Raw genomic sequence first — 20,753 nt, 5'->3', positions numbered from 1 at the left:
AGAGAACTTAAAAAGCTCATTTTGTTTTGCTGGCATCATCATTAAATGATGTCAAAATTGTTTGCTATCCGACTAACTGAAGTTAGTCTATCAAGCTATATGTCTTAACGTTTTGCATGTTCAGTTTTCAATGTTCATGTTGTTTATGTTGCCGTTTTGTTTTGGCGACCTTTGTATCTTAACACCCTTTTATATGCCTCGTCAACAGTAAAAAACATAAAAAGATGTAAAAACATAATAACATTTTATTCAGAAATATTCAACTATAATTATAAAAAAGTGTCATATCGCGAAAATCCCTTTATTCACAAAGGTCGAGAGCATTATATTCAACATATTTATTCATTTCCTTCTATTTCTTTTATACTTTTTTACAAGAAAATACTTAATAAAAAAACAAAAAAGAGAGACGCAAGGTCTCTCTCATTTCGATGATTGATTATAAGAATATAAAATAACCGAGGAATACTACCCATAGTCCATACATAATTGGGTGCACTTCTTTTATTCGTCCTGCAATGATCATTGTGATTGGATAAAACAAGAATCCAATTGCTATACCAGTTGCAATAGAGTATGTTAACGGCATTGCAATAATAACGAAGAATGCCGGAACTGCAACTTCAAATTTAGTCCATTCGATATTCCCTAGGGAAGATACCATTAATACCCCTACTACTATTAACGCTGGTGCAGTTACATAAGAAGTAACAACACTTAATAATGGAAAGAAGAATAAAGATAATAATAGAAGAACTCCCGTTACTACTGCTGCAAAACCTGAGCGTGCACCTGCCGCAACACCTGCAGTAGATTCTACATAAGATGTAGTTGTTGAAGTACCAGCTACTGCACCCGCTGTTGTTGCAATTGCATCTGCAAGAAGTGCTTTACCTGCACGTGGTAGCTTTCCTTCTTTCATTAAACCCGCTTGGTTTGCTACAGAAATTAATGTTCCTGCTGTATCAAAAAAGTTAACAAATAAAAATGTTAGAACTACGATTAAAAATTGAGCTGTTAATAGAGACGATGGATCATTGAATATTGGATCAAGCGCTGCTCCAAAAGTTGGGGCCATACTTGGTACATGTCCTATAATTGCTTTTGGAATCGGTACTAAGCTAAAGATCATCCCGACTATAGCAGTGATCAACATACCATAGAAAATTCCGCCTTTAATACCTTTAACCATCATGATAACTGTAATGATTAAACCGAATATTGTTAGAAGGACGTTTGGATCTGTTAAATCTCCTAAACCAACAATTACGTTTGGATTACTTACGATAATTTTTGAGTTTTGTAAACCAACAAATGTAATAAATAAACCAATTCCCGCGCCTACTGCAAATTTCAATTCAGCTGGGATTGCATTAATAATTGTTTCACGAATACCGGATAATGATAAAAGAATAAAAATAACACCTGCTACAAAAACTCCGGTTAACGCTACTTGCCAAGGAATTCCGAATTCTAATACAACTGTATATGCGAAGAATGCATTTAGTCCCATTCCTGGTGCTAGGGCAATTGGATATTTTGCTAATACACCCATCAGGATTGATCCGATTGCAGCCGCAATAGCTGTTGCTGTAAATACCGAACCTTTATCCATATACATAAAATCTGGTAAACCTTCTACAGTCTCAAGTGATAGAGTCATCGGGTTTACTACTAGGATATACGCCATTGCTAGAAATGTTGTTAAACCACCAATAATCTCGTTGCGATAGTTTGTCCCTAGTTCTTCAAATCGAAAATACTTTTTCATGAGATCCTCCATTTTTTTGTCTTGATAACGAAAAAAAGCATATGACCTATTAACGGTCGTATGCTTTAAAGTCCTTAATCAGTGAAAGTTTTACACTTTCAAACTAATCGTAGTCGAATCATTTACGGTGATTCGGTAGAGACTTTTGGGCCTTATTCCCAACGTTATACGACGACATATTCAAATTATGATAGTAATATAACACTATTAAATGTAAAAATCAATACCAAATCCGAACGTTTTTTAAATATCTTCACTTATAGTTCGTTATTCTGAAAATTTTACTTAATACAATAAGTTATCAACTTCCCAGAATCTCATAGTAATATTAAGTTAGATAAAATCCTGATTAGAAGTGAAATAGTATATGGGGGAAATCATCATGAAGACAGAAAGATTATTTTCGATTTTAGTACTTTTATTAAATACAGATAAAATCTCTGCGGAAGAACTGGCCAAAAAATTTGAAGTCAGTAAGCGAACAATTTATCGAGATTTGGAGTCATTATCAATGTCTGGTCTACCCATTATCTCCATTCATGGTAGAAACGGAGGGGTTGGTTTGATGCCTTCCTATAAAATGGACAAACACTTATTCACTGATGTTGAAAAACAAAAACTAATTGATGCATTAAATATTCATCAAAATATGTTGCAAGAAGATAACCAAATTCTCATAGAAAAGTTGGAAAATTTACAGGGCATTGCTGATACGTTTGAAAACTTTTCTTACTACTCACCTACTCTTCACAGAAAAGAAATAGAAGAAGAAATAAAAGATAAAATAAAAGCCATTCGTAAAGCAATCACGCATAAGAAAAAATTGAAAATAAAATATACGTCTATGAGCGGAGAGAATACTAATAGAATCGTTTCCCCGTCTAATTTACAACTAAAAGACGGAAGTTGGTTTATGGAGGCTTATTGTGATAAGAGACAGGATAAAAGATTATTTAAGCTTACTCGAATTAGAGAGTACAAAGAATTAGAAGAAGAATGTATTAAAACAATAGAAAGTGAAACTATCTCAACAAAGTGTTACGAGGAAGTTGAACTGATTTTTTCAAAAAACCAATTAGGCAAGCTCTACGATTTGTTCTTAGAAGATGAAATAAAAGTAAACCACAATGATATTACTGTCACTTTTACATATGATAATAATCAAAATCTATTACCTTTTCTATTGATGTTCAGCTCCTCTGTTGATGTTGTAAAACCCGAGGCTTTAAAAATTTCCTATTACCGCGAACTAAATAAAATTTATAAAAAGATAAATGATGACAATCAGTTGTCATACATTCCATGATACATTTTCAAATGAAAGGTGGAGATGTAAAATGAGAGAAAATATTTCTTCTATAGTGATTCAAGGTAACAAAGTGAGAACGAACAATAATAATAGTGATGTTTTTGCTAATCAATGGGGAGAATTTTTGAAACAACATACAGTGGAAGAGGACATTTTTGCAGTTTATACTAATTACGACAGTGATTACACTGGGAATTTTGATTTTATTATTGGAACGGAAAATTCAACCGAAAAATCAAGTGTCACTATTCCACAAGGAAAATATTTTGTTTGGAAAGTAGAAAAAAACGATCCACATAGCGTTGGCATGGCATGGAAAGAAATTTGGCATAGTGATGTCCCAAGAACATACCAGACTGATTTTGAATGGTATAAGACAGACGGAACAATTAGCATCTATTTATCGGTTTCTTCTCAAGACTAAAAAAAGCCTAAAATCCACTCATTGGATTTTAGGCTTTTCTTTACTATTCCCACTCAATCGTTGCTGGTGGCTTAGAAGTAATATCATACAGTACGCTCGCCAACCACTGATATATAAGGATTTTACGCTTTTTATCAAAACAGAAAAATCTGTTCAAATGATGTAATTCTTGTCCTCAATTGTAGCTGGTGAACCCCCTGTTTACAACGTTATTATTTTGAATAATAGCTATGTCGTTTCAATGTCAAAATCAATTAGTGAGGAATGGATATCTGATGACGAGTTTTTTGTCACCGAATCTGAAATTTAGGAGAATAATAAACTCTATCATCAATTGAAAAAAAGAACTTCGAATAAGAAAAACATAGGGAGATTTTAGTCTTCCTATGTTTTCATTCATATTATTTATCTGTTTGTTTTTGCTTTTTTTTCAAATACTCCGCACGTATTTTTTCAAGTTGCTGCTTTTTATCATATTTGGCAGGCTTGTGTTTTTCATGATACTTTGCCACAGCCACCTGACCTTTGGTATCCAATTGATATTTCCCCACTTTGTTCACCTACTTTTCTCGTCTTTAAAGAGAATCTATTTAACAAATATAATATACCTTATTTTACTGAAGTAAACCTTTTTACTTTATTAGTGTACTGCCTAACCTTGCATATATCAGTAAAAACTTAGTAAAATAATTCATAGCCAAATGGTATTCATTATACTTATCTTTACGACCTTAAATTTGCTGATTCATTTTAAAGTCATCAATCAAGTCGCTAATTTTAACCAAAATAAAAAACCCCCTTCTAGTTACTTGTTATAAATAACTAAAAGAGGATTTAATTTTGACATATAAATAGTTGCACGTTAATCACTAAATCAGTGCTTAACAAAATGCATTAGACATTGGTACGACTGTGTTTATAACTTGTTCAAGCTATAATACTCCGCAGTCCTATTCCCACTCAATCGTTGCTGGTGGCTTGCTCGTAACATCATAAAGTACACGGTTGATATGCGGTACTTCATTAACCAAACGAACACTAATTTTTTCTAATACGTCCCATGGGATACGTGCCCAGTCAGAAGTCATTCCGTCAATAGAAGTTACTGCACGGATACCGATTGCGTAGTCGTACGTACGTGCATCACCCATTACCCCAACACTGCGGATATCAGGTAGCACGGTAAAGTATTGCCAGATGTCACGTTCTAAACCAGCTTTTGCAATTTCCTCACGAAGAATTGCATCAGATTCACGAACGATTTCTAATTTCTCTTCTGTTACTTCTCCAAGTACACGTATTGCTAAACCTGGACCTGGGAATGGTTGACGCCAAACGATTTCATCTGGTAAACCAAGCTCTGTACCAAGTGCACGTACTTCATCTTTAAATAATGTTTTTAAAGGCTCGATCAGTTTGAACTGCATATCTTCAGGAAGCCCACCTACATTGTGGTGAGACTTGATAGTTTGTGCAGTAGCTGTTCCACTTTCGATAATATCTGTATATAACGTTCCTTGCGCAAGGAAATCCATTCCTTTTAACTTAGAAGCTTCATCATCAAATACATAGATAAATTCATTACCGATAATTTTACGTTTCTTCTCAGGATCCGAAACGCCAGCAAGCTTGCTCATGAAACGTTCGCGAGCATCAATTTTAATAACATTCATATGGAAGCCTTCAGAGAAGGTTTTCATAACACCCTCTGCTTCATCTTTACGAAGAAGGTTATGATCCACGAACATACAAGTCAATTGATCACCAATAGCTTTATGGATCAAAACAGCAACTACAGAAGAATCTACTCCACCACTAAGGGCACATAGAACTTTTTTGTCGCCTACTTCTTGACGAATTTTTTCGATTTCCATTTCGATAAAGCTTTCCATCGACCAATCACCTGTTGCGTGACAAACATCAAATACGAATTGACGAAGTAATTCAATACCATAAATAGAATGTCTTACTTCAGGGTGGAACTGAACAGCGTATAATTTTTTCTCTTCATCCGCCATTGCAGCTACTTCACACGCTGGGCTAGTTGCTATTACTTCAAAGCCTTCCGGTGCAACAGTTACGTGGTCACCATGGCTCATCCAAACAACTTGGTTTGCAGGAAGTTGTCCAAATAATGAAGTAGCATTTTTCACATTAATCTCTGCTCTACCGTATTCACGATGAGAAGCTTTTTCTACTTTCCCACCGAAATGTTGAGACATTAATTGCATTCCGTAACAAATACCTAAAATCGGAACCCCAATTTCATAGATCGCTGGGTCAATATGAAATGCATTATCATCATAAACAGAATTGGGACCACCAGAGAAAATGATTCCTGTTGCGTTCATTTTCTTTAAATCTTCTGCAGTAACTGTGTGTGGGTGCAACTCACTATACACTCCAAATTCACGAATACGACGCGTGATTAATTGATTATATTGACTACCGAAATCTAGCACGACAATTTTTTCTTGTTCTTTCAACAATGGAGTTGAAGACATTGGCATCCACCTCTTCTTTTAAGTATTCCAAAATTGCTCTTCGTTTATTCTACACTGTATTGGATAAGATAAAAAAACGCGTAAGAAAGCACTTCCTCTTTCTACGCGTTTATGTTCTCTACATCAAAAAGGTGAATGCACATGTCTCAAAAAGACATGACTGCATTCACCTTCATAGTCAAGTTATTATCGGTAACTTGGTAGAGACATCCGAACCATATTATCGGACATATACGAGGGCAACTTGGTCAATTTAATTTGACTTCAGTTTACAGGTTGTAGAGCCTAAAATCAACCGCTTAACTGATTGATTAAATTTTCCCAACTTTCTCTCATTAAAGTATAATCGATTTCATTACGATTATCCCCATAAAAACCTCTTTCATACGTTTGGGTTAGCCTCTTCATGTGACTACCTCCGAAGTATGTATCGATCTTCTTAGCATAGTCGGTCAGCGTTTGCCCTTGGTCTTTATCGAGTCCATAAGAACTGAGTTGTTTCAATAATTGATGGTACATTTTTTCGAATGTATCCCAATCATTCTTTCGTATACGATAAACAGGTATGAGCACTTTGGAAATCCATTTTCTTCTGTACTGATATGCTAGTAAACTCAAAATTAAAAACCCTAGCAATGACCAGAAAATAAGCGCCTTTCTTTCAGAAATCCATTTCAGTCCATCTTGCATCAATTCCGTAAAGCCTTTGGAAACTTCTTTCTTTTCCTTTTCATTCTCTTCCTGTTCGGGCTTTTGTTCTGAAGGAGGAACTGGTGTGTCTTCTTCACTAGTACTAATATCCAAATCATAATCTATATCAGGACTATTCGAAAAGCCGATAGTCGGTTCAAAAAGCATCCAACCTACCTCTGGAAAATACGCTTCAACCCAGGAATGTGCATTGTTATTTGTTATTTCATACACTGGTACACCATTATTATTACCAATAATTTCACCAGCAGTAAAACCTTTAACCCATCTTGCAGGTATACCAAGTGACCTTAACATTACGACCATCGATGTAGAAAAATTATCACAATACCCTATCTTTGTTTCAAATAAAAACTGATCTACATAATCTGTATCTCCCGTAGGAATTGCTGCTAACATCTGATCGTATCGAAAATCATTTCTACTAAAATATCGTTCAATGGATTTAGCTTTGTCGTATAAGCTGTTATTGTTTTCTGTTATAGAAACAGCCAAATCTCTAACTCTAGAAGGAAGCGTATCTGGTAATTGCAAATATCGATCAAAATCACTTGTTAAGCCATTCAAGCTTTCCTCCGTCTGTCCTCGAAGAGCCTTCAAGCTATAAACAGGTTCACTATATGAAAGGTCATAACGAACAAGAGGAGCTAAATTTCCGTTGCTATAGCTTGTTATCTTTTGGTTGGCTCCATCGAGAGAAAGCGTGACGGGTTCTTCTGCGTTTACATTCGTTAATCCATAGGGTTGCATGATAAATTCAAAATTAAATGTTGGGTTCATTTCAAGTCTAGCGGATGAGTTGTTTTCCTCGACTCCGGGTGGAATGTCCAAAATGATTGGTGTACCTACCTCATAACTAGTAATCTGAGGTTCGCCCTCTGATTGTATCCAACCTTTAGAAGTATACGTATCCTTCGTTTCAATTTTCCAATACTGTTTTCTTGGAACAGTTGCATTAAACACTGGAGTATCATCACTTAGAAAAGCTCCGCCTAACTTTTCATCGTTTTCACCATAACCTACTTTCCGAGTAACACTCCCCCCTTTTCCACTACCCTCTCCTTCTGTCAAAGGATTAGATGAAGTTAAAAATGGTACTGGGTCAGGCCAACTTGGTCCAGCTTTTGGCAAAACATATGCGATGACTCCACTAATTGCCATTAATCCAAAAAGAGAAACTATTATGGAAAAGAGAAATTTACTTGAGGCTTGTACTTTATTTTCAGTCATCACTTTTTGAGCATATAACAAGCCACTAATAATGAATCCACTTATTAATACAACAATAATACCTTTTTCACCGTTATATGGTGTAAACGTATCAAGAATAGTAATAAATAATACCGTTAATACAAAAAATAACAGTATATTTTTCCTTACACGAATCCAATAATTCAATAAATAGGTTGTCATCCACAAAAGGATAAAAAATAATAACGTACGGAAAGAGTCCGTCACTTCCTGCCATTGCTGAAAGATTAAGAACTTCACATTTTCCTGTAAAGTATTAACTAAATAAGACATCGAATCGCTAGAGAAAAAGGATAGGTCCGTATGAATAGCAACAAGTACCCAACTAATAAATAGTATTTTAATCGGAATGGTAAATTTCCAATTTAATTTCACGAAGTAAAATAAAAAAGATATAGCTAAAAATACACTAAACAATTTCAAATGATCCGTATCAGTTAACTCTATTACTGGTTTCAGCCATTCAACTAGTAGTATGAATACAAAAAAGTAAATAACAAAGGATAAAAATGAAGTTTGTGGTCTTTCATTCATGAACGATTCACCTCCAAAAACGCTTGTGCAAATCGATCCTTTGTAATAACTTGAACGGCAATTCCCCTGCTAGCAGCGTATTGATGCAATGAACTCTCTTCTCGTTTTAACTTAAGCTCTTTATCTTTTACTAGAAAGCAAGTACAAACGCGTAAATTACTTGCTGTTTTTTGAATACTATCTATCCATTCATATGTCAGATTGCTCGTTATATATAAAAGAGAAGTTGCTTGTCCAATTGATAAATCATTTAAGATCATTTGCTCTATTGGCTTCTTCAAGTCAGCTTGAACCTTCGTCAGATGATACAGCACCCTATGAAGCTGCTCCTCACCTTGAACGGTAGGAACATGAAATCGAGAGTCTCCAATTGAAAGGAACGCACTAGATGCCTGACTTCGAACAATCGCTTGCATGATAGATGCTGTCAAATCTACAATATCTTCAAATAATACAGAGGGGCTTCGATCCATTAGTACAAACAAATCCTGCGATTGCCGATCCTCAAATTCTTTCGTCTTTAGAGTTTGTGTTCGAGCAAACGATTTCCAATGAATCCATGAAACACGATCTCCAGGCTGATACGATCGCACCCCAGTAGCCATAGAAGTATCTTTCATTGTTTGAATTCTCGATGCTGCCGCTCCTTGATCATATCTCGATTCTATAGGAATATACACCATATCCGTTAAGTTAGGAAAAACTAAAATTGTTTTCTTATTAGGAATAAAAACCTCTTTTTTTTCCCAACCAAATAAATCACTTACCCGAATGATTACTCCTTCAAGTTCATGCTCACCTCTCGGTATTTGTTCTATTTCATACGTCCACTTATATTCTTTTTTCATTCCCCAAAATGTGATTTGCTTCCAAGATGTTGACTGTTGCAAACTGTCACTAACCTTTTCCTCAAACGATGTGTACATTAGTGGAAAACGATTGCTTCTTTTAACCAGAATCGTGGCCGAGAACTTCCCACCACTATATATCTCTCTTGTTTCAATCTTTCTTTCTACTTTTATTTTAGAAATTGGATAAATAAATAAAAGCAAAGAGTAGATAGAAAGAGGTATGACTAGATAAAAAAGGAACCAACTAACAAATCCTCCTTGGAACATAGCGTAAACAAAACTAGCAACTAGAAGGATGAATATACTAATAACACCTTTTAGCTTCTTTAGTTGCCTTAAGCCTCTCATCATTGACTTACTTTCCTCTTAATAGGTACTGGAGTTTTTTTAATAATACGAGAAAGTACCTCTTCTGTAGAAATACCATCATAGCGAGCTTCAGGTCTTAATATGATACGGTGACAAAATACAAATGGAGCTAAATATTGTATATCATCTGGAATAACATAATCTCTCCCTTTAAGCATCGCAAAAGCTTGAGATGCTCTCATTAAAGCAATAGAACCCCTTGGACTGACACCAAGATAAATATATGTATCCTCTCTCGTTCGGCTAGCCAAATCAACAATGTACCCCTTCATCGTGTCATCCACTTTGACGTTTTTCACCTTCTTTTGAAGACCAATCAATTCATCCAAAGAAACAACAGAATTTAGCTCATCAATGGGCATTCTTTTCTCTAATCTATTTAATACTTCTATTTCTTCACTTGGATGTGGATAGCCCATCTTCAACTTCATAAGAAAGCGATCTAACTGTGCTTCTGGAAGTGGATAAGTACCTTCATGCTCAATTGGATTTTGCGTTGCCATTACGAAAAATGGTTTCGGTATCGGCATTGTAATTCCATCAATCGTAACAGAAGCTTCCTCCATTCCTTCAAGAAGTGCAGACTGAGTTTTTGGGGAAGTTCTATTTATTTCATCTGCCAACACGATATTGCCTAATATTGGACCTGGTCTAAATTCGAATTCCATTTCCTTTGGATTATATATAGACACTCCAACAACATCTGAGGGCAAGAGATCCGGTGTAAATTGGATTCGTTTAAATTCAGCACCAATTGATTTTGCAAGTGCTCGCACCATCATCGTTTTCCCTACCCCAGGCACATCTTCCAGTAAGATATGTCCATCTGCCAGTAAAGCAACTACAGCTAATTCTGCAATATTCTTTTTCCCAATCATAACCTTTTCTATATTTATAATAATATCTTGAATCTGCAATTGATCATTCATCTGATTTCCCCCAGAGTCTTCTATTGATAGATTAGTTCGAAAATTAATAAAATATATAATTAGCATACCTAAAATTACAAAATAATACAAATAGAATTGAAAAATGGAAAGGGGCTGTCCTGAATGTCATAAAAAGTGACTTTTAAGGGCCGCCACGTTCTTTGTCGCTTTTATTAAAAAATTCAATGGACTTCCGGACGCTTTCCGCGGGCGAGCGCCGAGCCTCCTCGGGCCAACACGATGTTGGTCATGAAGGCGTTGCCTCAGGAAGAGGCGGCCTTAGCCTTCCTTCCTCTCTAGCGCTGCGTGCGGGGTCTCGGACTGTCTCGCTTTCCCGCAGGAGTCGCCGCCTTTCACTCCAATCAACTACTTCACTCAATCAATATTATTAGATGGAAACACAAAAGCAGATGGAGAAAAACGAGTTTTTTTCTCCATCTGCTTTATTTTGGGACTTATTGGACAGCCCCTTCATTTATTACTTCCAAAAATCATCAAAAACAGTAATTGGCATATATCGTTTATGCATAGAACGCTTATAATAACCTTCAATAACATCTGATGCTTCTTTTGATACTTCTTTACCCTCTAAATAATCATCGATTTCTTCATAAGAAACTCCTAAAGCGACTTCATCAGGAATAGCGGGTCTATTTTCTTCTAAGTCAGCTGTCGGCACTTTTAAATATAAATGTTCAGGACAGCCTAAATGCTTCAGCAGTTGTCTTCCTTGTCTTTTATTCAAACGGAAAATAGGTGTTAAATCTACCCCACCGTCACCATATTTTGTATAAAAACCAGTGACCGCCTCTGCTGCATGGTCTGTACCTAACACAATACCACTGTACATTGCAGCAATTGAATATTGTGCTTTCATTCGTTCTCTTGCTTTTTCATTCCCCTTCGCGAAATCTGAAAGGGTTACTCCCGCTTCTGCAAGCGCACGTGCACTTGCTTCTACGGCGTCTTTAATATTTATTGTGATGCGCTTAGATGGTTGAATAAAGTCTAGTGCATCTTGACGCTCTGCTTCATCAAACTGCACACCAAATGGCAAACTAACCGCGATAAAAGAATATTTATCTTCTCCCGCTTCTTCGTTCAACTCATTGACCGCAAGCTGTGCAAGCTTTCCGACTAGTGTAGAATCTTGTCCTCCTGAAATACCTAATACCATACTTTTTAAAAACGGATGCTTCTTTAAATAATCTTTCATAAAGTCAATACTTGTTCGAATTTCCTCTTCTACATTAATGCTCGGCTTAACCTTTAAAGCTTCAATAATCTCATGTTGCATTTTAGTCATTTTAAATCAACCTCCATTTTGCAAAATAAAATTATGTTCCATTTCTTTAACTTCTTGAATATTACGCATTTTATTATCCCAGCACTTCTGACTTAAATCGACTGGGTATTCCTCAGGGTTTAGAGAACGTTTATACTCATCCCATAGCAAATCCAAATTCTCATGAGCATATTTGCGAACATCATTCAACTCAGGAATGTCATAAATTACTTGGCCATTTTCAATTACTTTTACATGTAAATCCTTTGCTTCAAAGTTTGTTACAAACTTTGATACAAATGTGTGAACCGGGTGGAACATCTTTAATCGTTTCTCATGTGTCGGGTCCTCATCATGCATTGCAATATAATCGCCTTCTGCTTTACCATTTTCTTTATCAATAATTCGATATAGCTTCTTTTGACCTGGAGTTGTTACTTTTTCTGTAGTAGAGGAAATTTTTATCGTATCTTGCATGACTCCATCTTCATCTTCAATAGATACGATTTTATAAACAGCTCCTAACGCAGGCTGATCATATGCTGTGATTAGTTTCGTCCCAATACCCCAGCTATCCACTTTTGCGCCTTGTGCTTTTAAATTTAAAATTGTATATTCATCTAAATCATTAGATACAATAATTTTAGTATCTGTAAATCCAGCTTGATCGAGCATTTTCCTAGCTTCTTTTGAAAGGAAGGAGATATCCCCAGAATCTAGACGAATCCCGATAAAATTAATTTTATCTCCAAGCTCTTTTGCTACTTTTATAGCAGTAGGAACACCGGTTTTCAGTGTATTATAAGTGTCCACTAAGAAAACACAATCTTTATGGCGTTTTGCATATGAATGGAAAGCTTCATATTCACTTTTATAAGCTTGCACGAGTGAATGAGCGTGTGTGCCAGAGACCGGAATACCGAACATTTTTCCCGCACGAACATTACTGGTCGACTCAATTCCGCCTATATAAGCAGCACGAGTTCCCCAAATTGCAGCATCCATTTCTTGTGCTCTTCTAGAACCAAATTCCATTGCGAGTTCATCTTTTACCACTTGTTTGATTCGTGATCCTTTTGTTGCAATTAACGTTTGGTAATTAACAATATTCAACAGGGCAGTTTCCACTAGCTGTGCCTCTGCTAAAGAAGATTCTATGCGCATAATTGGCTCATTCGGAAAAACAAGTTCTCCTTCTACCATTGAATATACATCTCCCGTAAATCGAAGCGTACGTAAATATTCGATAAAATCATCTCTATATCCAAGTTCATCTTTTAAATAAGCTAAATCACTTTCTGTAAAATGAAAGTCACGCAAATAATCAAGACATCTCTCTAATCCAGCAAAAATTGCATACCCATTACCAAATGGTAGCTTCCGAAAGAATAGTTCAAACACCGCTTTCCTTTCATGCATATTATCTGCCCAATAAGATTCGGCCATATTAATTTGATATAAATCAGTATGTAATGCTAAACCGTCGTCTGGATAATTTTTATTCATGAATATCCCCTTCTCCATAACATATGAACTCAGTATACACTATTTACCCTTATTCTTGGATATTTAAGCATTATAAAACCAGTCATCATTTGATGACTCAGGCTGTAGACAAACTCGAGTTTATTTATATAGAATAGATCAGGTTTTCCGAAGCTTACCGCTCTCTTTCCGCGGGCGAGCGCCGAGCCTCCTCAGGCCAACACGATTTTGGTCATGAAGGCGTTGCCTCAGGAAGAGGCGGCCTTAGCCTTCCTTCCTCCCTAGCGTTTCATGCGGGGTCTCGTCTGTCTCGCTTTTCCCGCAGGAGTCGAGCGGACGCTCCTCCAAACCAATAAAATGCTACCTTATTATCTCTATATACTCAGGAAGAATAATCTTGAGGTAATAGAAAATGATGAAACAAAATGAACACAATGAACGAGAAACACTTAGCTAAATGCGTTTTATCTTCAATCTGAGTCATATTTTATGACTGATTTTAAGTAAGTCGAAGAGAAGTTAAAGTAAATAAAAAAGTTCAGGAGAGAAAACTCCTGAACAATTTTATTTTTTACATCAGTTGCCCTGCGGAGATATTACAGATACCACATAATCTGCAACTGCTTCCATCTCTTCCGCAGTCAATGTATCCTTGAATGATGGCATGGATACTCCACCATTCGTTAGTCGTTCTATGACTTGCTCTTTACTTTCGGCAACTTTACTATTTTGTAGATTAGGACCATTGTGGCCATTTGCCCCTTGGTTACCATGACACGCTAAACAGTTGGCATCATAAACAGATATTCCTTTATCAGGATTTGCACTCACTGTTTCACCTTCCGTTGTATCAACTTTTGCCGAATCAGAAATTTTAACGGATGCATCAATTACTTGCCCTTCAGGTAAAGTTCCACCTAATTTAAATGTATAGATTTTATCCCCATGTTTTGAACCTGCAAGGGCGTTTCCTGCGGCATAAATGGTGATATATTGCTCCCCATCAATTTCATACGTAATAGACGGCGCATTTGCACCTGCATCCATCATATATTCCCACACTTGTTCGCCAGTTTTAGCCTCAAAAGCGATTAAACGACCATCATTATGACCTACAAACACAAGATTTCCAGCAGTTGTTAACACACCGCTATAGGCTAGAGCATCCCATTTTTGTTGCCATGCTATTTTATTTGTTTTTACGTCGATTGCAGTAACTGTCCCTCTTGTCGGTGCATTTTGAACAGGTCCAAAAACGCTACCAAAATACGCGTCACCTTCCTTAAACTCACTTAATTCACTTCTTTCGAATGACATGTAGTGATCATTACCTAATACATAAAAATACTCGGTATCAGGATTGTAGGCGGATGGTGGCCAGTTCGCTCCTCCAAATGGTCCAGGTTTAAGTGTAATTGGCACATCCCAAAACGGAGTGAAGATACTTCCAATTTGACCTGTAAATGCTGGGTCTAAATCGTTTTTTACATCTTCTTCCGTTACACCTTGTGGGACAAATGCATCTCCGACTGGAAACGGTTGAGTGGCTGCTGTTTTTTGACGTTCATCTTGTGGAACTGGTTTTTCTTCAATCCCTACTAAAGGTGTTCCATCTTGACGGTCTAATAAATATACCCAACCAGTTTTACCCGCTTGCCCAAGACCTTTACGCATTTCTCCATTCATTTCTACATCAAATAAAATAACTGGGTTAGTAGGATCCATATCCCAAATATCATGATGTACTTCTTGGAAATGCCATATATAATCTCCATTTTCTGCGTTCACTGCTACGATAGAATTTGCGTATAAGTTATCCCCTTCACGGCTACTACCATCTAAGTCAGGCCCTGTATTTCCAGTTGCAAAATAAATATAACCAAGCTCCGGATCTACTGCTGGTGTATTCCATACTGGTCCTCCTCCAGTTAGCCAAGCATCATTATCAGATGGCCACGTATCCCCATCAATATCCCCTGGTCCTGGAATTGTATAAAATCGCCAAACTTCAAATCCTAAATCAGCATCATATGCCATCACACGTCCTCGAATTCCATACTCTCCACCAGAAACGCCTGTGTAGACTTTACCATTATAATAGAGTGGTGCACTTGTAATTGTATAACCCTCTTCCCACTCTGCTACTACTGTTTCCCATAGAAGTTCACCTGTTTTTTGATCGAGAGCGATTAAACGAGCATCTAACAATCCCACGTATACTTTGCCATCACCAACCGCAACACCTCGTGTTGTCCATCCGCAACATACTGTATCCATCTCTTGTGGGATATCTGGTTTATATACCCAGACTTGTTCTCCTGTTTTTGCGTCTATAGCGAAAACGTCATTAGCCCCAGTCGCTATATACATCACTCCATCCACTACTAACGGAGTTGCTTCACCTGAATATTTTCCCTCTGCACCAGATCCACCTAAACTACTTACCCAGGTAGGTTTTAAATCGCCAATATTTTCTGTTGTAATCTGATTCAATGTGGAATAACGTCTATTAAAGTAATCCCCACCATGCGTCGTCCATTCTGTTGAAGCATAATCCACTTTTATATCTGGATTAGATGGACTTGGCGCAACTTTGGTTTCTTTCTCTGGTTCTTCTTTCTCTGGTTCTTCTTTTACTGTTATGCCGACATACGGAGCTTCTTCGTTCTCTTTATCCAAGTTTTCATAAGCTGCTACTAGATATATCATTAATAAAACTACAAAAACAATTAATGAACCTATAAAGATTTGTGCCCATACTGATAACCCTCTGCTTCGCATCTCTTTCCCCCTTAATCTATTAAAATCCTATTCAATAGTTTATGTTTCAAGTTCAAGATAAATGTTATCGCTTTCATACTATAAATAAAAAAACTGCCCATGAGATTGAACTCATGAGCAGTTATATATATATGTCGTTTCTTATTTAGTTAGGTCTTCGCATCCTGCATAGATTAAATCAAATAATTCTTCGATATCTGATTCCTCTACACATGAAAATGCAACACGAATATCGGTTTTATTACTTGCAATGACACCTACTCCATACTGTTCCAACAAATGAAGTCTTAACGTTTCAGCATCAAGATTGTTTAATTTCAAGCACATGAAGTAGCCAGAGTTAAATGGATAGTACGTCCAATAAGGTGCAAACTTTTCGTTCGCAAGTACTTGTTTTGTTTTAACCGCTCTTCCTTGCATGATTTGGAACTTCTCTTCTTTTTCTTTTAAAAATTCTTCTGATTGAAGTGATTCCAAAAGAATCGTTTGAGAAATATGAGAACCACTTGAAACTGTTCCTCGAATGATTCCTTTTGTTTTTTGTTCTAGCGCATCCAATACATCTGGAGTAGCAGCATACGTAATAAATCCTACGCGGAATCCCCAAACATAATTTTCTTTTGTTGCACCATCAATTTTTACTGGTAAAATATTCGAATGAATTCCAGCTAATAAACCAAATAGTGATTCTTTAATCGAATCTTCATAGAACAATCCAAAATATGCATCATCTAATAGAACGACTAATTTTGTCCCTGTTTCAGCAACATCTTTTAATACTTGAACAATTGCTTTTGCATCTTCAATGGAAGGTGTATAGCCAGTTGGATTATTTGGAAAGTTCAATAGCACAATTGCTTTTTCCTTTTGTTTAGCAACCGTCTCACGGAAAGCTTCCACATGGAAACCACCATTCTCATTGAACAATGGAAATGTTTCTACACTGCCACCTCTTCTAATTTGAAAAACGGTATTATAGTTTCCCCAATATTGTTCTGGTGTAATAAGTACATCACCAGCATCCATAAACAAATCAGCTGCAATACTTAGACCATGAGTAAGAGCACTCGTCACAATCGGTGTACCAATAGATTTGTCTTTCATAGATGGATTGTCTACTAATAGCTTTTCTTTCCAAAGTGAACGAAGTGCCTCTTTACCTTGTGGTGGTGCATAAGGATATATATCTTTAGGGTTATAATCTAGCTTCCCTTGTATATGACGAAAATGCATTGGTTCTCCATTTTCCGTAGCTATCCCGATTGTTGCATTAAAGCGATGCGCTTTTTTTCCAGCTTCCGCACTTTGACTTAAAATACCTTTTGGGTAATATAAGTTCTTCCCTAAGTCAGATAACATTTCATAAATTGCAGGATTTTCTTTTTGCATTTTCTCGTTTAATTGTACGGCTAAAGCATTCATCTATAGGAACCTCCAGAATATTTTATTTAAAAATATTGTACTCTATTTAACTAAAGTATTATACCCTTTCTCGTAATATATTGAATATTTCTCATCTAAGCTAGTCAATTTCTAAAAGAACAGGACAGTGATCACTGCCAAGTGTGTGAGCATCGATGGATGCACTCTTTAATCTTGGCTCCAATCCTTTAGAAGCAATAAAATAATCAATCCTCCAGCCAATATTACGCTCTCTTACTTTATTCATGTATGACCACCACGAATAAGCACCTTCTTGATTCGGATAAAAATAACGGAAAGTATCTAAGAAGCCCTCGGCAAGTAAATCCGTCATTTTACCACGTTCTTCTAAAGTGAACCCTGAATTTCCTCTATTAGATTTAGCATTTTTTAAATCTATATCCTCATGCGCTACATTTAAATCCCCGCACATGATGACAGGTTTTAGCGAATCCAGTTGTATCAAATAGGCTCGCATTTCGTCTTCCCACTCTAAACGATAAGCCAGTCTCGTTAAATCGCGCTTCGCATTTGGAGTATAGACATTTACTAAGAAGAAGTCCTCAAACTCTAGTGTAATAATTCTACCTTCATCCTCCGACTCAAAATCCCCCACTCCATATCTTACGGAAAGTGGTTTAATTTTGGTAAATACCGCTGTTCCCGAGTACCCTTTTTTCATTGCATAATTCCAATACTGTTCGTATCCATCTAACTGCAAATCAATTTGTCCTAACTGCAGCTTCGTCTCCTGTATACAAAAAATATCCGCATTCACTTCATAAAAATAATCTAAAAATCCTTTTTGCACACAGGCTCTTATTCCATTCACATTCCAAGAAACTAATTTCATTCCTATTTCCTCCAAAAATAAAAACCCGATCCATTGACCAGGTCACTCTGTCTATATTAAACCATTTTCAATTATACTGTTACCTTAGTAAGTATGTAAAATTGTCGACCCTATTAAGTCGACAGCTCCCCAATTAAATTATAAGAACGTCCTGATTGAATCGACTGGATAACTCCATTCGCTATTTCATTATTCGTTAACCATCTTTTCCTATTATTTTCTCTTTGAAATCCTAATTGAATAAGATGATAACCAATCTTTGTGGATGGTTGATATTGCGTTCGAAATTGTTGTGCATCGCGTTGACTTCCTATTATGTGCCAAATGCTACTTTGGTCATCTAACAATCTATATATAGTTTCAAGTGAAGCTAATCCATCTTCATGCAGCCAAATTACTAACTCTGTATATCGGCCGTATTTGTGGATGTTATTTTTCAATAATTTTTGCAATGTATTGGAATCACAGTAATCTACTAAAATTTCTTTAATATTATCTGGCTTTGAACAAGAAAATTTCATTCGATTTAGTTTTTCTTCATTTCTCGCAACCACGGAAACAATACAGTCGTTTTCCGCATACCACTTTGTAACTTCCGCCAGCATTCCTGTACCACCAATTATGCAAATATGCCTCATTTGGTTTTCTCCTTGTCACTAATTACTAAAGGATGAACCATCGCATAGTGGTTCACCCTTTTTTACTTTTTTGACATTCTTAATAAAACAAAAATTGCAATCGCTAGTACAAACAATCCGAATAAGATAACTAATGAAATAGCACCGAAAGCAAGTAAACTCATCTCAAAACACTCCCTTTATAATTCTATTTTATAGAAGTTAGATAGGGAGTCAATGCATACTCGTTATTCCACTTTCAAAAACAAATCATTAAGCGATTCACTCATAGTTGGGTGTGTAAAAACCGTTTCTCGTAAAAAAGTGTAAGGAAGCTTTGCATCCATTGCTACTTTTACAATATTAATCATTTCACTGGACTCTTCACAAAATAATGTACATCCTAAAATCTCGTTTGTTTCGGGATCGATAAGCGCCTTTAACAATCCATTTGTCTGTTCAACAATACGAGCCCTTGGTATTCCCGCTGCGGGCATACTCACAACTTTATAGTCTATCCCCTTTTCCTTTGCCATGTTTTCATTAAGACCTACATGAGATAATACAGGTTCAATGAAAACAGAATAAGGGATGTTATTTCGTTCTTTTTTCGTATAGGACCCGTCACCAAATAACTCGTTTTTTACAATTCGAAAATCGTCTAACGAAATATATGTAAATTGTGGTCCTCCATTTACATCGCCTAAAGCCCAACTATTATTTGCGGTAGTTTTAAGCGAATCATCCACGACGATTGCTCCACGATCGTTGACTTTAATTGTAGTATTCTCAAGCCCTAATGCTTCTGTATTCGGCTTTCTTCCTGTCGCAAGTAAAATTGCATTTCCAAATACTGAATTGCTTTTGTTACTTTCTTTGTAAGTAACAATTACTCCATCATCCTGATTTTCTACAGATTCTACATTGCTATTGGAGATAATTTTAATATTTTTTTCCTGCATTACTTTCAATGCTTCCTGTGCGATGTCACGGTCTTCCTTCGGTAGAAAATCCTTATTCCCATCGATAACCGTTACCTCAGAACCGAAGTTTGCATACATGACAGCAAATTCTAATCCAATATAGCCCCCGCCAATAATAATTAGTTTTTCTGGAAGCTCCTCACGCTCTTGAAGGGTTGTGGAATCATATATAAAATTTGCATTTTCTAGTCCATCTATTTTTGGGATAATTGGTGTGGCACCAGTATTAATAAAGAACTGCTCAGCTGTTATTTCAAGTTGTTCCTCCGAAGTCTTCACTTGAATTTTTTCATCGTTTAAGAAAATCGCTTCACCTGTTATCACTGTAATATTTTCTTGATCATCTAATAGTTGAAAATTTTTATTTCGTAATAAAGAAGTTAACTCATCTTTTTTAGCAATAGCATTTTTGTAAAACTGTTCTTTCGGTGTTTCAGAATATTTTCTTTTGTCCGCTGAATGAACGAGTGATTTAGTTGGGATACAAGCAATGTTAATGCATGTGCCTCCATACATTTTAGAAGACTTTTCAATAACCGCAACCTTCTTCCCATGCTTTGCAAGCTCAGAAGCAAGTGTTTTTCCACCTTTACCAAATCCAATTATAACTGCATCATAATTTTTCAAATTAAAACCTCCTACCCTATCTGTTTCCTCTTTAAAAGTCCTTTAAA

General features: G+C 36.3%; 15 protein-coding genes and 2 riboswitches. Of the genes, 2 read left to right on the top strand and 13 right to left on the bottom strand.

Annotated features, from left to right (window positions below; all coding sequences use genetic code 11):
• Nucleotides 1–439: 439 nt before the first annotated feature.
• Nucleotides 440–1,771, bottom strand: a complete 1,332-nt coding sequence (locus AN959_RS10690) for an NCS2 family permease (RefSeq protein WP_053591887.1) — start codon at nt 1,769–1,771, stop codon at nt 440–442.
• A 90-nt stretch (nt 1,772–1,861) separates the two neighbouring features.
• Nucleotides 1,862–1,963: riboswitch (purine riboswitch) on the bottom strand.
• Nucleotides 1,964–2,153: 190 nt separating this feature from the next.
• On the opposite strand from AN959_RS10690, the gene AN959_RS10685 reads away from it, so the two are divergent.
• Together AN959_RS10685 and AN959_RS10680 are read left to right on the top strand one after the other, a co-directional pair.
• Nucleotides 2,154–3,077, top strand: a complete 924-nt coding sequence (locus tag AN959_RS10685) for a YafY family protein (RefSeq protein ID WP_056830662.1) — start codon at nt 2,154–2,156, stop codon at nt 3,075–3,077.
• A gap of 31 nt (nt 3,078–3,108) precedes the next feature.
• Nucleotides 3,109–3,504 (top strand): GyrI-like domain-containing protein, encoded by a 396-nt coding sequence (locus tag AN959_RS10680; protein WP_056830660.1) that lies wholly within the window; start codon nt 3,109–3,111, stop codon nt 3,502–3,504.
• A gap of 401 nt (nt 3,505–3,905) precedes the next feature.
• Here AN959_RS10680 and AN959_RS21330 read toward each other — a convergent pair whose 3' ends face one another.
• The 12 genes from AN959_RS21330 to AN959_RS10620 all read right to left on the bottom strand — a co-directional run bounded on the left by AN959_RS21330 (nt 3,906) and on the right by AN959_RS10620 (nt 20,706).
• On the bottom strand, nt 3,906–4,055 hold the full coding sequence (locus AN959_RS21330) for a hypothetical protein (RefSeq protein ID WP_056830658.1): 150 nt from the start codon (nt 4,053–4,055) through the stop codon (nt 3,906–3,908).
• A 399-nt stretch (nt 4,056–4,454) separates the two neighbouring features.
• Nucleotides 4,455–6,008, bottom strand: coding sequence for a glutamine-hydrolyzing GMP synthase (gene guaA / locus AN959_RS10670; RefSeq protein WP_056830656.1), 1,554 nt, complete (start codon nt 6,006–6,008; stop codon nt 4,455–4,457).
• A 155-nt stretch (nt 6,009–6,163) separates the two neighbouring features.
• A riboswitch (purine riboswitch) is annotated at nt 6,164–6,265 on the bottom strand.
• Between the two features lie 34 nt (nt 6,266–6,299).
• The gene (locus AN959_RS10665) at nt 6,300–8,504 is read right to left on the bottom strand and encodes a DUF4129 domain-containing transglutaminase family protein (RefSeq protein ID WP_056830654.1); all 2,205 of its coding nucleotides are present in this window, start codon (nt 8,502–8,504) and stop codon (nt 6,300–6,302) included.
• Nucleotides 8,501–9,706 carry a DUF58 domain-containing protein gene (locus AN959_RS10660; RefSeq protein ID WP_371256536.1) on the bottom strand — a complete coding sequence of 402 codons (1,206 nt, stop codon included), beginning with the start codon at nt 9,704–9,706 and terminating at the stop codon, nt 8,501–8,503. Before AN959_RS10660 ends, AN959_RS10665 begins: the two co-directional genes overlap by 4 nt.
• Nucleotides 9,703–10,653: a MoxR family ATPase gene (locus AN959_RS10655; protein WP_056830652.1), complete on the bottom strand. Its 951-nt coding sequence runs from the start codon at nt 10,651–10,653 to the stop codon at nt 9,703–9,705. Before AN959_RS10655 ends, AN959_RS10660 begins: the two co-directional genes overlap by 4 nt.
• Nucleotides 10,654–11,131: 478 nt before the next feature.
• Nucleotides 11,132–11,959: an ammonia-dependent NAD(+) synthetase gene (nadE, locus tag AN959_RS10650; RefSeq protein ID WP_056830651.1), complete on the bottom strand. Its 828-nt coding sequence runs from the start codon at nt 11,957–11,959 to the stop codon at nt 11,132–11,134.
• 6 nt (nt 11,960–11,965) lie between these two features.
• Nucleotides 11,966–13,444, bottom strand: a complete 1,479-nt coding sequence (locus tag AN959_RS10645) for a nicotinate phosphoribosyltransferase (protein ID WP_053591879.1) — start codon at nt 13,442–13,444, stop codon at nt 11,966–11,968.
• Nucleotides 13,445–13,999: 555 nt separating this feature from the next.
• A complete protein-coding gene (locus AN959_RS10640) occupies nt 14,000–16,204 on the bottom strand; it encodes a PQQ-binding-like beta-propeller repeat protein (RefSeq protein ID WP_056830648.1) in 2,205 nt (734 codons plus the stop codon).
• A gap of 141 nt (nt 16,205–16,345) precedes the next feature.
• On the bottom strand, nt 16,346–17,626 hold the full coding sequence (locus AN959_RS10635; protein ID WP_056830646.1) for an aminotransferase class I/II-fold pyridoxal phosphate-dependent enzyme: 1,281 nt from the start codon (nt 17,624–17,626) through the stop codon (nt 16,346–16,348).
• Between the two features lie 100 nt (nt 17,627–17,726).
• Nucleotides 17,727–18,479 carry an exodeoxyribonuclease III gene (locus tag AN959_RS10630; RefSeq protein WP_056830644.1) on the bottom strand — a complete coding sequence of 251 codons (753 nt, stop codon included), beginning with the start codon at nt 18,477–18,479 and terminating at the stop codon, nt 17,727–17,729.
• A gap of 113 nt (nt 18,480–18,592) precedes the next feature.
• The gene (locus AN959_RS10625; RefSeq protein ID WP_056830642.1) at nt 18,593–19,117 is read right to left on the bottom strand and encodes a hypothetical protein; all 525 of its coding nucleotides are present in this window, start codon (nt 19,115–19,117) and stop codon (nt 18,593–18,595) included.
• A 227-nt stretch (nt 19,118–19,344) separates the two neighbouring features.
• The gene (locus tag AN959_RS10620; RefSeq protein WP_056830640.1) at nt 19,345–20,706 is read right to left on the bottom strand and encodes an FAD-containing oxidoreductase; all 1,362 of its coding nucleotides are present in this window, start codon (nt 20,704–20,706) and stop codon (nt 19,345–19,347) included.
• Nucleotides 20,707–20,753: the final 47 nt, after the last annotated feature.

The sequence above is a fragment of the Psychrobacillus sp. FJAT-21963 genome (genome assembly GCF_001420585.1).
In the GTDB taxonomy this organism is placed as follows: domain Bacteria; phylum Bacillota; class Bacilli; order Bacillales_A; family Planococcaceae; genus Psychrobacillus.
Note: the sequence above shows the minus strand (reverse complement) of the source record. Positions and strands in the feature narration are given on the sequence as shown.